Annotated in this window: 15 protein-coding genes; 13 read left to right on the top strand and 2 right to left on the bottom strand. The window is 39.7% G+C overall.

Going from position 1 to position 13,567, the window contains the following annotated elements:
• The first annotated feature begins 127 nt into the window (after positions 1 to 127).
• The 10 genes from MKZ10_RS14780 to MKZ10_RS14735 all read left to right on the top strand — a co-directional run bounded on the left by MKZ10_RS14780 (position 128) and on the right by MKZ10_RS14735 (position 7,851).
• Positions 128 to 814 carry a Crp/Fnr family transcriptional regulator gene (locus MKZ10_RS14780; RefSeq protein WP_342505700.1) on the top strand — a complete coding sequence of 229 codons (687 nt, stop codon included), beginning with the start codon at positions 128 to 130 and terminating at the stop codon, positions 812 to 814.
• Between the two features lie 400 nt (positions 815 to 1,214).
• Positions 1,215 to 1,364, top strand: a complete 150-nt coding sequence (locus tag MKZ10_RS14775) for a hypothetical protein (protein ID WP_203247098.1) — start codon at positions 1,215 to 1,217, stop codon at positions 1,362 to 1,364.
• A 13-nt stretch (positions 1,365 to 1,377) separates the two neighbouring features.
• Positions 1,378 to 1,845, top strand: a complete 468-nt coding sequence (locus tag MKZ10_RS14770) for a cytochrome c oxidase subunit II (protein ID WP_342505699.1) — start codon at positions 1,378 to 1,380, stop codon at positions 1,843 to 1,845.
• Positions 1,846 to 1,859: 14 nt separating this feature from the next.
• Entirely contained in the window at positions 1,860 to 3,533 is a 1,674-nt protein-coding gene (locus MKZ10_RS14765) for a cbb3-type cytochrome c oxidase subunit I (RefSeq protein WP_342505698.1), read from the top strand.
• A 74-nt stretch (positions 3,534 to 3,607) separates the two neighbouring features.
• Positions 3,608 to 4,246, top strand: coding sequence for an SCO family protein (locus tag MKZ10_RS14760; RefSeq protein WP_342510234.1), 639 nt, complete (start codon positions 3,608 to 3,610; stop codon positions 4,244 to 4,246).
• 3 nt (positions 4,247 to 4,249) lie between these two features.
• Positions 4,250 to 4,810 (top strand): hypothetical protein, encoded by a 561-nt coding sequence (locus MKZ10_RS14755; RefSeq protein ID WP_342505697.1) that lies wholly within the window; start codon positions 4,250 to 4,252, stop codon positions 4,808 to 4,810.
• Between the two features lie 160 nt (positions 4,811 to 4,970).
• A complete protein-coding gene (locus tag MKZ10_RS14750) occupies positions 4,971 to 5,771 on the top strand; it encodes a basic amino acid ABC transporter substrate-binding protein (RefSeq protein WP_342505696.1) in 801 nt (266 codons plus the stop codon).
• A 40-nt stretch (positions 5,772 to 5,811) separates the two neighbouring features.
• On the top strand, positions 5,812 to 6,534 hold the full coding sequence (locus MKZ10_RS14745) for an amino acid ABC transporter permease (RefSeq protein WP_342505695.1): 723 nt from the start codon (positions 5,812 to 5,814) through the stop codon (positions 6,532 to 6,534).
• 18 nt (positions 6,535 to 6,552) lie between these two features.
• Positions 6,553 to 7,275, top strand: coding sequence for an amino acid ABC transporter ATP-binding protein (locus MKZ10_RS14740; protein ID WP_342505694.1), 723 nt, complete (start codon positions 6,553 to 6,555; stop codon positions 7,273 to 7,275).
• A 126-nt stretch (positions 7,276 to 7,401) separates the two neighbouring features.
• Complete coding sequence (locus MKZ10_RS14735) at positions 7,402 to 7,851, top strand: SRPBCC family protein (RefSeq protein ID WP_342505693.1); 450 nt, start codon at positions 7,402 to 7,404, stop codon at positions 7,849 to 7,851.
• 70 nt (positions 7,852 to 7,921) lie between these two features.
• Here the strand turns inward: MKZ10_RS14735 and cynS are convergent, their stop codons facing one another.
• Positions 7,922 to 8,374 carry a cyanase gene (gene cynS / locus MKZ10_RS14730; RefSeq protein WP_342505692.1) on the bottom strand — a complete coding sequence of 151 codons (453 nt, stop codon included), beginning with the start codon at positions 8,372 to 8,374 and terminating at the stop codon, positions 7,922 to 7,924.
• Positions 8,375 to 8,507: 133 nt separating this feature from the next.
• Positions 8,508 to 9,050 carry an RNA 2',3'-cyclic phosphodiesterase gene (gene thpR / locus MKZ10_RS14725; protein WP_342505691.1) on the bottom strand — a complete coding sequence of 181 codons (543 nt, stop codon included), beginning with the start codon at positions 9,048 to 9,050 and terminating at the stop codon, positions 8,508 to 8,510.
• Between the two features lie 210 nt (positions 9,051 to 9,260).
• Here thpR and MKZ10_RS14720 point away from each other — a divergent pair, with 210 nt between their 5' ends.
• The 3 genes from MKZ10_RS14720 (at position 9,261) to MKZ10_RS14710 (ending at position 13,486) form a co-directional block, all read left to right on the top strand.
• Entirely contained in the window at positions 9,261 to 10,349 is a 1,089-nt protein-coding gene (locus MKZ10_RS14720) for a branched-chain amino acid aminotransferase (RefSeq protein WP_342505690.1), read from the top strand.
• A 116-nt stretch (positions 10,350 to 10,465) separates the two neighbouring features.
• On the top strand, positions 10,466 to 12,508 hold the full coding sequence (locus MKZ10_RS14715; RefSeq protein ID WP_342505689.1) for a catalase: 2,043 nt from the start codon (positions 10,466 to 10,468) through the stop codon (positions 12,506 to 12,508).
• A 168-nt stretch (positions 12,509 to 12,676) separates the two neighbouring features.
• The gene (locus MKZ10_RS14710; protein WP_342505688.1) at positions 12,677 to 13,486 is read left to right on the top strand and encodes an HAD family hydrolase; all 810 of its coding nucleotides are present in this window, start codon (positions 12,677 to 12,679) and stop codon (positions 13,484 to 13,486) included.
• The last annotated feature ends 81 nt before the right edge of the window (positions 13,487 to 13,567 follow it).

Raw genomic sequence — 13,567 nt, 5'->3', positions numbered from 1 at the left:
ATACCAACTGCTATCAAAATGTATCTGTATAGTTCACAAAATAGAACGATGTAAGTACATAAATGAACGTGCTATGTGATAAGATATATATGTAATGCATATTAGAAATTCTAAGGAGTGAATTCCTTTGGAACAGTTAAAAGAGATGATTAGACAGTTTAGGATTTTTAAAGACTTATGCGATAAAGAAATTGTACCGTTCCTAGAAATTATAAAAAAGAAGAAATTCGATGATAAAAGCATGGTTTTTATGCATGATAATCCCATCACCCATGTTTATTTTGTCGGCTCTGGAAAAGTGAAAGTATTTCGAAACGATATGGCGGGTAAAGAACAAATTGTTTGCGTCAAACAACCAGGCGATATGTTTCCACATGTTGGATTTTTCCGCAAAGGTGATTATCCTGCACATGCACAAGTTATTGAGGATTCGGAACTGTACTTCATTTCCATACAGGATTTTGAAGAGGTGCTAATGGCAAATCCCCATCTGGCTATCAAGCTATTTAGTGTATTGGGCGATCAAATTGTAGATGTTCAGCAACGACTAGAAGAAATGGCGCTTCGTAGTACCAATGAAAGAATTTTATTGCTTCTATTACGTCTTAGTGAGACACATCGAGAGGAGCAGGGGGACGGATGGATTAAGTTAAATACAAAATTTACAAATTCAGACCTTGCCAATATGATTGGAACAACGCGAGAGTCCGTCAATCGTATGATTTCACATTTGAGAAAAGAACAAGCGATTAAGTTAGTAGAAGGTAGTTACTTTATTGATCCTGAAAAGGTACAAGAGGAACTATCAATGTAATTGTTTTTCTATTTTAAAGAGAGACCAATACGGCCTCCTATTGATTCAAATTTAAAAGCTATCTCCATTTGGTTTGCATGATTTAGATGCAAACCAAATGGAGATAGCTTTTTCTAATTGAGAATGGAGGAGAGGATTTTTGGGGTGAAATGACTATGTTCGATAAGTTGTCACTATTTCAAAAGAGCAAGTAATCCGTTGATTTTTTATATAAAATAGTAGTGTGAAATGCGATGTTTAGGGGCTTAAAGGTGGTTTCGTAATTTATCCCGACATGATTGATTTGTAAAAAAATATGAGCCCCTTACGAGATTTAACTAGGTGTGTGATTTTAATCACAAATGTGAGAAGTATTATCAACTAGAGTGAAGATAAGGAAAAACACAGGAGGTGAATTTGGATGGGAGCTCAAAAAGTGAACATCGAAGATAAGGAGAAATTCGAACAAGAGCATTCACTAAAAGGAACAGTATTTTCCGTAGGTGTTGTAGGGGCAGTTATTCTCGCAATGTGGGTTTTGCTATTCGTATTATACATGGGAAGAGTATAGGGAGGGAAAAGACATGAAAATGCACCGTTATGAAGAATTATGGCTCATCATAAGTGGCGGCATGTTGGTTATCTTCATGTTAATCACGGGATATCAAACATTCGCACTAGGCATGGGGCCACCAAGTCATAAAGAAACACTTGATCCACAAAAGGTGGACCAAACAGCACCATTCGATAACCCAGGTGTTTACGATCGAGGCGACAACGAATATGAAGTGATTATGACATTACAAACATTTGGTTTTACGCCAAGTAATATCGAAGTGCCGGTAGGGGCAAACGTGACATTCACAATGACTTCTAAAGATGTGGTTCACGGATTTCAAGTAGTGGGCACTAACTTGAACGCAATGGTTATGCCAGGATATATTCAAAAGATTACACAGAAATTTGATGAACCTGGTGAATATTTAGTGTTATGTAATGAATACTGTGGAATCGGTCATCAGATGATGAGTACGACAATCACGGTTAAATAAAGGAGGGAAGGAAAATGGCAACAGCACAGTCACTTAAGGAAAAAACAAATAAGATATTGGGCGTTAATGCTCAGGATGCGAAGTTATCGAAATCATATATGGTTGTAGCGTTTATAGCATTATTGATAGGTGGGTTTCTAGGATTAGCACAAGGTCTGGAACGAGCAGGTCTTATCCAATTACCATCATGGTTTACCTATTATCAAGTGCTCACAGCACACGGAGTATTACTTGTTCTCGTATTAACAGCGTTCTTCACAATCGGTTACTTTTATGCGGGGCTTTCCCACACACTAGGAGGACTTCTTCCGAAAGTAAGAAAAATGGGTTGGATTGGCTTCTGGATGAAAATTGTGGGATTCGTTATAGCAGTTATACCAATCCTACTGAATAAAGCAACGGTTCTTTATACATTTTACCCGCCAATGGCAGCTTCCCCATTCTTCTATATTGGATTAGCGTTCATTGTATTGGGTGTCTGGGTTTGTGCGTTTGGAGCATTTATCAACGTAGCAACTTGGAGAAAGAATAATCCGGGACAAAGTATTCCAATCCTGGCATTCTTCGCAACAGGTGTATTCGTACTATTATTCTTTGGAAGTATCGGTGTCACAATTGAAGTTGTTATGCTGATTTTTTGGTCAGCTGGTTTCCTTGAAACAATCAATGTCATGGTCAGCCGTACACTGTTTTGGGCTTTCGGCCATACGTTAGTAAACATTTGGTATCTAACAGCCGTATCTGCTTGGTATGTCATTGTACCGAAAGTAATCGGTGGTAGACGATTTAGTGACACGTTAACACGTATTGTCGTCATCATGCTGGTCATCACAAATATCCCAGGTGGATTCCACCACCAAATTGTTGACCCAGGAATGGCGGAAACATTGAAATTCTTGCACGTCTTTATGAGTTTATCAATCGGTTTACCGTCACTTATGACTGCGTTCGCGATGTTCTCAGTGTTTGAACGTACAGGTAGAAGAAAAGGTGGTAAAGGGCTACTTGGTTGGTATAAAAAATTACCTTGGGGCGATGTTCGCTTCCTTGCACCGATGATTGCGATGATTGCTTTCATTCCAGCAGGAGCGGGTGGTATTGCTCAAACAACAAATCAATTGAACCAAGTTGTTCACAATACGTTATGGGTTGTTGGACACTTCCACTTAACTGTGGGTACATCCGTTATTCTAACATTCTTCGGAATTAGTTATTGGTTAGTACCTTATCTATCTAAACGGGTGTTAACACCGGCGATGAATAAACTAGGGGTTATCCAAACAATTATTTGGACGGCCGGTATGCTGTTCATGTCAGGTTCGATGCACTGGGTTGGTTTACTTGGCTCACCACGTCGAACATCTTATACAACATATGGCGATAACGCAACAGCACTCGGTTGGGATCCATACATGATTCTACTTGCTGTCGGTGGAACACTATTAATCATTGGTGTTGTGCTCCAAGTTTACGCAGTCTTTAATATGATGTTCTTTGCACCAAAAGGAGTAACAGAATTCCCGATTGCTGAGCCAGAGGAAAACGAAACAAAAACACCACTTTGGACAGATCGTTGGGGACTATGGATTATCATCATGCTATTAGTCGTCGCAATGGGCTATGTCGTTCCGTTAGTAGACTTAATTGTAAATGCACCACCAGGTTCACCACCAATTAAGACTTGGTAAAGGACTAAAACGGAGAGGTAGCCTGTGTTAAAAGGCTACCTCTTTTCGTCTATAAAACAATGAGGAAGTGATGGATTGTGAAGAACAAACAGCATAATTTACTAGCGACAATCATCGTTCTACTCTTTGGCTTTGTTCTATTTTATGTAGGAACTGATCAGTTCAGCGCATTTACTGCGGAAACGGCAAGGGTGAATAAGTTAGTGGAGGAAAAACCGCAATTTCCTGACGTAGCATTTGAGGATAGTAATGGTCGCACTTATTCAATTGATGAATTTAAAGGGAAATATGTTTTCATTACATTTATCTACTCGATGTGCACAACAGTTTGTATTGATTTGGAAATGAATATGGATCAGGTTTATGATTTAATTCCAAAGGAGTATATCGGAAAAGACATACAATTTTTAAGTATTAGTTTCGATCCTGAACGTGATGATCCTGAAAGATTGGCTGTTTATCAAAATTTGTTTACGAATAGTGATGGAGAACTCTGGAGAATGGCAAGGATTAAGGACCAAGAGGAGCTACAGTTTTTGTTGGATGAGTTTGGCGTCATCGTAATTCCTGATGAATATGGAAATTTCGCGCATAATTCAGCATTCTATTTGGTTGATAAGCAAGGTACTTTGGCAGAGGTCTTAGATTATAAGAAGGTTGATGAGGCAGCGAATACAGTCATCAAAATCCTTGAAGAAGAAGCAGGTGCGTAGGCTATGAAACAATTTAAATACGGTTTGGTGCTCTTTCTGTTCTTAATCCTTCCTCCTGTTGCAAATGTATTGGAATCAATCATGATTATGCATATGCATATGCAAATGCCGTTGTTTGTTGTGGCGGGTTTTTTAATGGCGAAGCTACTCCAGCAAAAGTTCCCACGCTTCTTTGACAGATGGAATGGTAACGGGTTACCTGGTATTTTGCTATTTTCTATCATTATGATGTACTGGATGATCCCTCGAACAATGGACGAGGCGTTGACTATGCAGAGTATCGAGTTATTTAAGTTTATTAGTTTACCGTTTTTAGCTGGTGTTCCACTACGGGATAGTTGGGGGAAAGTGAGCCTACTTATTAAAAAGATTTTCTTTGTTAGTTTTACAATTGTCTTTTTAGTAATGGGACTATTGTATATTATGGCACCAGTTCAATTATGTAATAATTATTTACTAATTGAGCAAATCATATTGGGCTGGGGATTTTTAACGACCTCCTTCGTAATGATTATTTACTTATTCTATTTCAGATTTACTGATCAATCAACGCATGAGGTATAGTGTCGATGAAAAGCTGATTGCTCAAGGCAGTCGGCTTTTTGCTTCTTTTATTTTCTATTGAATAGGTCGTTCTACTCGTATATAATAATGAATAACTATCTGAAAAATTCAGATAATTTAAATTGATACTAGTATGAAAATTATGTAGGGGGGAATTATTTTGAAGAAGACAGGTCGTTTCTTGTTATTAGGAGTTCTTTTAGTTAGCTTAAGTGTTGTTTTATTTGGATGTGGAACGAAGGATTCAGGTTCGTCAACGGATGTAGGGGAAGGTGAAAATGAAGGGGTTCGTAAACTAATTGTTGGTACTGATGCAACGTATGCGCCAATGGAATCAATGGACGAGAAAGGGAATATTGTCGGGATCGATATTGATATTGTCAATGCGATTGCAGAAGCAGCAGGTTTTGAAATAGAGTTTAAAAACATAGGATGGGAACCATTATTCCCAGCTGTAGATAATAGTGAAGTGCACTTTGCTGTTTCTTCAATTACGATTACGGAAGAACGTCAGAAATCATATGACTTCACTGATCCTTATTTTAGTGCGAATCAACTCATTCTTGTTCCTGAAGATTCTTCGGTAGAAAGTTTTGCAGAATTGAAGGATAAACGCGTAGCTGTTCAAATTAATACTACAGGGCATATTGTCACAAAGGGTTTATTAGGGGATACAAGCTCTAAAATTGTAGCAGCGGAAACAATGCCATTGGCGATTAGTGAAATGATTAACGGGAATGCGGATGCTGCTGTAGGAGATAATGCCGTTATTATTGACTACAAAGCTAACAACCCGAAAGTACAAGTGAAGACAATTGAAGATGCAAGTTTTGAAAAAGAGTATTATGGATTGATGGTTAAAAAAGGGAATACAGAAGTTCTCGAGTTATTAAATAAAGGAATTCAAATTATAAAGGATAATGGGAAATTGAAAGAAATCACTGGCTTTGATCTAGAGTAAATAATACACTATGTAAAGCTGTGGTAGGGGAGTGGTAGATTTGGATTTCTTAGATATACGTTGGGATATGTGGGGGGTAATTTGGAACTATCGTGAATTATTTATCCGTGGGATTGGTATTACAGTATCACTCACACTGATTAGTTACGTGCTAGGACTTGTCTTAGGGTTGTTCGTTGGTATGGGGAAGCTATCAAAGAAAAAGTGGCTGTATTATCCAAGTAAGTACTATGTGGACTTTTTCCGAGGGACACCGTTGTTAGTACAAATTTTATTAATTCATACGGCGGTAATACCAGGAATTTTCGGCCAATCCTTAGGGTATTTCACATCAGGTGTCATTGCGCTCAGTTTAAATAGTGCCGCTTATAATGCGGAAATCATTCGTGCTGGTATTCAGTCGATTGAAAAAGGTCAGATGGAAGCCGCGAGATCACTTGGAATGACAACAGTGATTGCGATGAAGAATATTATTTTACCACAAGCTTTTCGACGGATGGTTCCACCACTGGGCAATGAACTAATTGCCTTGTTAAAAGATTCATCATTATTGATGGTCATCGCTGCAAATGATATATTATTTGCAGGTAAAGTTGTTGCTGGAGCTACGCTCAGATTTTGGGAGCCGTATATTATGGTTGCGATTCTTTACTTATGCTTAACCTTTGTATTAGGGAAATTGATTTCATATGTGGAAAAACGCTTTAGTAATAGCTATATTCCGATGCAACGAAGGAACGTCTTTTCATTGCGGCGCTCTTAAAGTAGGAAGGTGAATAAGATGATCAAGGTCCAAGGATTAGTGAAATCATTTGGCAAGTTGGAAGTGTTAAAGGGCATTGATTATGAAGTGAAGGAAAAAGAAATTATTTGTGTCATTGGCCCAAGTGGTTCGGGGAAAAGTACTTTTTTGCGATGTATTAATTTGCTGGAAGAAATTACGGCAGGGGAAGTTTTTATTGATGGTGTGAAGGTTAATGATCCCAAAACGGATATTAATGCGATTCGCAAAGAAGTGGGGATGGTATTTCAGCAGTTTAACCTATTTCCACATATGCGTGTCATAGACAATATTACGATTGCCCCGAAAAAAATTCGTAAGATGACTGCGGCGGATGCTGAGACGCTGGCTCATCAATTGCTAAAAAAGGTCGGACTCGCAGATAAGGCAAATGTCTATCCCGAGCAATTGTCGGGTGGTCAAATGCAGCGGGTTGCGATTGCTAGGGCATTGGCTATGCAACCGAAAATTATGCTGTTCGACGAGCCGACCTCGGCACTTGATCCAGAAATGGTTAATGAAGTGTTAGATGTTATGAAACAGTTGGCGCAAGAAGGCATGACGATGGTCGTTGTTACGCATGAAATGGGCTTTGCGAAAGAGATGGGTGACCGTGTATTATTCATGGATGGTGGTTATCTAGTAGAAGAAGGAACGCCTGAGCAAGTGTTCAACGCACCGAAAAATGAACGGACGAAAGCATTTTTGAGTAAAGTACTGTAAGGGAAAGCCGTACTATTTCAAAGTGATTTGAGATGGTACGGCTTTTTATTGTTGTGTTTCTTTTAAGCCGAAAGGAGGACATGATGGTGTTAAATGTTTGATTAATAGGACAAGGTGGTTATTAGGATGAAACAATGGACGAACACAGTTGAAATTAATGCGCCGATTGAGACGGTGTGGCAGTTGTTTGATGGATCTTTAGAAAATATGCAAAAAATAATGCCGAAGGTTGTTGGAAACCAACCGGTAACGATAACGGATGAAATGGTCGGGAGTATCTATTTGCAAAAATATCAAGAAGGTAAGCGTGTGATGGAATACGAAGTCGAGACGCTAGAGTATAGCGATTCTTCAGATGAAAAAAAGATGAAAGTCGGTTTTACACTGGGAAATATGTTCGATATTACAGCGGGCTACCATTTGGTTAAAATAGATGAATCCAGAACGTCATTTACGTATACAACGACGAATCTTCCCTTAAAATGGTTTGTGAAATTATTTCTATTATTCGGCAATGATAAAGTCGTTGTTGAGTTTGTTCAACGTGTCAAAAAGATTGCTGAATCAGCAAATTAAAGCATCCTACATTACAAAATCCGTACCTTCTCAAAGGAACTTGAGAAGGTACGGATTTTTATGCAAATGCTCACCATTTTTTATAAGGCAAAAATTTACCGTCTAATGTGACAACAACACGATCGCCAGCAGGGTCTTCTTTTTTGTCAATATCCATCGTAAAATCAATCGCACTCATAATGCCATCGCCAAATTTTTCATGAATAACACCTTTGATGGTTGTGCCATACACTTGTAAAATTTCATGGAAGCGGTAAAGCAGTGGATCGACTGGAATACTTTCATCTAACGAACCTTTTAGCGGAATTTGTTGTAATGAAGTTGAAACGGATGCATCCAGTTCTAGTAGATTTACCAACTTGTCTGCCTCTTCAGCACTCATCGACGCCTGTCCCATAATAGCGGAGGCTGTCCAAACAGGGTGGCGCCCAACAACTGCCGCAATCTCGTCAAAAGTTAATCCTTTATCCCTTTTTGCTAATAAAATTACTTCTGTTGCCATTTCTTTAGAAATATTCGTCATGGTACTTCGCTCCTTTGTTAGTAGAGGATTTGTTACTACTAGTTTAACATTGTGAGAATTGAGGAAGCTATTCATTCGAATGAAATGTGTATTTTAAATATAGGTTTAAGGCGGAATTGTGTCCTAGTCTTTGTTAACTAAGCTCAAATTTTTGTATTTCTTCATACTTCGGTGATTGATTTGGATGAATAGTAAAAAGCGAAAATGAGTGAACCGATACTTCAATCGGCTGGATTTTCTCCTTTTGAATGAAAAAATCATCTGTTGTTTTACGCTTTTTTGCAATGGTGATATGGGGAGTGAAGCGTTCTGAGATTGGTCGTACCAATTGTTGGGCAATATTATGCTCAATCTCACGCTGTAGAGAGGATAAAGCGATTGATTGCTCAATTGATAAATAAACTACGCGTGGTCCAGATGAAGCACCAAAGTATGAAAAACCGTTTATTTTGGTAGGAAATGCTTGATGATGTGTAGCAATTTCTATCAGCCGATTCTTTAGCGGTGGCAACAGTTCATCCGGCACCGCACCTAAGTAAAATAGAGTCACATGTAAATCCTTTAGGTGTGGAATTACTTTATAAGTTGTTTCTAGTTGATATTTCTTGTTAAACATTTCCACAGTGTCTTTAAAGGTTGGTGGAATGGGAATCCCGATGAAATAATGTTGTTGCAAAAAAATACCTCCTCAGTTTAGAATTTTTTTTTTAGGATGGGATAGCATATTGTTCGATATGTTGATATAATCTATATTATTAGAAAAATGAATTCCGAAAATTGCAATTAGGAAGGAATATCATTTAAGCCATCTAATTGAGCTTATCTTGGTATTCCTTTTTAGTATTCATTGATTGGAATGAAGAATAGAAAAAGGGAGATGCACACCATGGGAAAACATATAATCGACATTACATTAAGTGAAACAAAAAAGCAAAAACCATTATCCGATCAATTGGAGTTTGGAAGAGTATTCACAGACCATATGTTTATTGCGGATTATACTGAAGGACAAGGTTGGAGTGGACATCGAATTGTTCCCTATGCACCTATTGCGTTAGATCCTGCCGCCACGGTTTTTCATTACGGTCAATCTGTATTTGAAGGCATGAAAGCCTATATGGGTAAGGATGGTAAGGTTCTCTTATTCCGTCCAGAGGAAAATATGCGCCGTATGAATCAGTCATGCGATCGCTTATGTATGCCTCAATTTACGGAGCAGAGTGCGATTGAGGCTTTGGAGGAACTATTGGTTATTGATAAAGAATGGATTCCGACAGAAGAAGGCACGTCATTATACATACGCCCATATATGATTGCGACCGAACCGTATTTAGGTGTGGCCCCTTCGAAAAAGTATCAATTCACCATTATTCTATCCCCAGTTGGATCCTATTATAAGGAAGGCATTCATCCAGTTAAAATTTTGGTTGAAGATGAATATGTGCGTGCTGTTGCAGGCGGAACTGGCATGGCGAAAACGGCTGGTAACTATGCATCCGGTTTAAGAGCACAGGAAATTGCTGATCGCAAAGGCTATTCGCAGGTACTGTGGCTGGATGGAGTGGAACGAAAATATATTGAAGAAGTGGGTAGTATGAATGTCTTCTTTAAGATTAACGGTGAAGTGATAACACCTGTTTTGAATGGTAGTATTTTAGAAGGAATTACAAGAAAGTCTATCATCCAGCTATTAAAGCATTGGGATATTCCTGTCATTGAGCGTAAAATTTCAGTTGAAGAAATATATGAGGCGCATCGAGCAGGTACGCTGGAAGAAGCTTTCGGAACGGGAACAGCTGCTGTTGTTTCTCCGATTGGTGAACTGAATTGGCGTGATGAACAGCTAGTTGTTAATAATGGTGATATTGGTAGTTTATCCGAAAAACTATACAACGAGTTAACAGGTATTCAATATGGAAAAATAGTGGATCCATTTAGTTGGGTTGTTGAGGTTGTAGAACCAGCTAAGGCATGATGAATATTGGACGAAAAGGGTAGCTTCTCAAGGAGCTACCCTTTTATTGTGCCAGTCGTAGGCTGAATCGCATATAGTAATGATGCATCTATATAGGCAAAGTGGAAGGGGATTGCGTGGATAAATCATTAGAAAATAGCAAGGACCGGCAGCTGGAACAGTACCGCGTGGATAACTTCGACAAGAAGATGACAACGAATCAAGCTTTGAAGGTTTCAAATGACGAGGAATCATTGAAAGCGGGGGTTCGTGGTCCAACGTTAATGGAGGATTTTCATTTTCGTGAAAAAGTGACGCATTTTGACCATGAACGAATTCCGGAGAGAGTTGTTCATGCGCGGGGCTATGCGGCACACGGAGAGTTTGAATTATATAAATCGATGAGGGAATTCACGACTGCAGGATTTCTACAGGAACCTGGAACAATTACACCTGTATTTACTCGATTTTCAAATGTTGTAGGAAGTTCAGGTTCGGCAGATACTGTGCGGGATGTTAAAGGATTTGCCGTTAAGTTTTATACGGAACAAGGGAATTACGATTTAGTGGGTAATAACATTCCGGTGTTTTTTATTCAGGATGGATTGAAGTTTCCAGATTTGATTCATGCGATTAAGCCAGAACCACATAATGAAATACCGCAAGCCTCCTCTGCGCATGATACATTTTGGGATTTCGTGGCGAATAATCAGGAGTCAGCACATATGGTTATGTGGCAAATGTCCGATCGTGCGATACCAAAAAACTTTCGCATGATGGAAGGATTCGGCGTGCATACTTTTCGTTTCGTCAATGCGCAAGGGGTATCTAGATTTGTGAAATTTCACTGGAAGCCGTTGTTGGGCGTCCATTCGCTTGTTTGGGATGAAGCACAAAAAATATCAGGGAAAGATCCAGATTACCAACGACGGGATTTATGGGAATCCATTGAACATGGTAATTTTCCCGAGTATGAACTGGGCGTCCAGATGATCAATGAGGAAGATGAATTCATGTTTGATTTTGATATTTTAGATGCAACGAAACTATGGCCGGAAGAAATTGTGCCTGTTCAGATATTTGGCAAGATGGTGCTGAATCGTAATGTTGATAATGTTTTTGCAGAAACGGAGCAAGTGGCATTTCATCCTGGGAATGTCGTTCCGGGCATTGATTTTACGAATGATCCGCTGCTACAGGGCAGGCTGTTCTCTTATTTGGATACGCAGCTGATTCGTCTTGGGGGACCGAATTTCACGGAGATTCCGATTAACCGTCCGGTCTGCCCTTTTCATAACAATCAACGTAATGGCTATAGCCGGCAAACGATCAATGTCGGACAGGTGAGCTATCATAAAAATTCACTGGCAGACAATACACCATCGACGTCTACGGCACAAGAAGGCGGCTTCGTTCATTATGCAGAGAAAGTAGAAGGTCGTGTTATTCAAGCGCGTAGTGAGTCGTTCAAGGATTTCTTTTCGCAGGCTAGGCTTTTCTGGAACAGTATGTCACCTCCCGAAAAGCAGCATATTATTAATGCGTTTACATTCGAAGTTGGCAAAGTGAATAGTAGAAGTGTCAAGCAGCAGGTCGTAGATATGTTTGCGCATGTGGATAAAGAGATGGCCACAATCATTGCAGAAGGCGTTGGGGTAAATCCACCTACTGCTGAACAATCGACGGTTACGGCGTCATCACCAGCGCTGAGTCAGGCCAATACGATACGAGTACCGCAAACATTGAAGGTTGGCGTATTGATTGGTAATGATTTTAACGGGGCTGACGTGAAGGCGACTGTGCGAATGTTGAGAGATTATGGAGTAACGGTTGATTTTGTTGGTGCGAAGTTGGGGCATGTGCTTGGTGCGGATGGACTTAAAGTTATGGTCAATGAGACGTTTTTGACGACAGATTCTGTGTTGTTTGATGCGCTATATGTTGTTGGTGGAACAGCTGCAAATCAGGAGAAGTTCAATTATGATATCGTGTCGTTTATCGATGAAGCGTTTAAGCATTTTAAACCGATTGGCTTTGCGACCACAGGTTTACCGTTTTTTGAAGTATCGGCTGCAAAGGAAGGACCTGGAATTGTCTTTGCAACTAATAATCCTGATTTTGATCAGGAGTTTGTGAAGGCGATTGCGCAGCAGCGGTTTTGGGGGAGGAAGGTTTACTAGGGAGGAATGCAGTTCAATTCCTCCCTAATAAAGCCTCCGGCGGATGTCACGGATTTTTTATGATGAAATGCCGCTTCGAGTATGTATTCGGGGTGGTATTTCTTTATCTCACTAAAGAATCTGAAAATGATGTATACTAAGGTAGATGTAAAAAGGGAGATGATTTGTATGATAACAACACTCATTTTTGATTTAGATGATACTTTATTATGGGATAAGAAAAGTGTGGCGACGGCGTTTAGAAAGACATGTGAACGAGCGGCACAGGTGCGTGACGGTGTTGATCCGATAGAGCTTGAAGAGGCGGTTCGGGCAGAGGCGAGGGAGCTATATGCTACATACGATACATATGAATTCACAAAAATGATTGGCATTAATCCATTCGAAGGGCTTTGGGGTGTGTTTGACGATGCAGGGGAATCCTTTCAGAAGATGAAGGAGATTGTGCCAGGATATCGTCGCGAAACATGGACAAAAGGCTTGCAACGGGTTGGAATTGAGGATGTTGAGTTAGGCAGTGAGTTGGCTGAATTATTCCCAGCGGAGCGGAAAAAGCGTCCATTCTTATACGAAGAAACTTTTCGTGTGTTAGATAAGTTAAAAGGGAAATATCAACTGGCATTATTAACGAATGGTTCGCCAAGCTTACAGCAGACGAAGCTCGAAATTACACCTGAAATCGCTCCTTATTTCGACCATATTGTTATTTCGGGTGCGTTTGGAAAAGGGAAGCCGGATATGTCTATTTTTCATCATGTGCTAGAAACCTGCGGTATCACAGCAGATGAAGCGCTAATGGTTGGCGATAATTTAATGACGGATATTTTAGGTGCATCGCGCGTAGGGATGCGTTCGGTTTGGATTAATCGTGAAGGTATGGAATTGGCTGAGGGCAGTACACCAACATATGAAATTGATAACTTGGAGAAATTGTTCGCAATTTTAGAGGTATTAACGAAGGAGGAAGCCATCCAGTAGGAGGCTTCTTTTCTTTGTACTAATTGTTTGCTGGATAGTCAGTGCAACAAACTACAACTTATTAATAAAACCCCACTTCAC

Source organism: Sporosarcina sp. FSL K6-2383 (assembly GCF_038618305.1).
GTDB lineage: Bacteria > Bacillota > Bacilli > Bacillales_A > Planococcaceae > Sporosarcina.
Note: the sequence above shows the minus strand (reverse complement) of the source record. Positions and strands in the feature narration are given on the sequence as shown.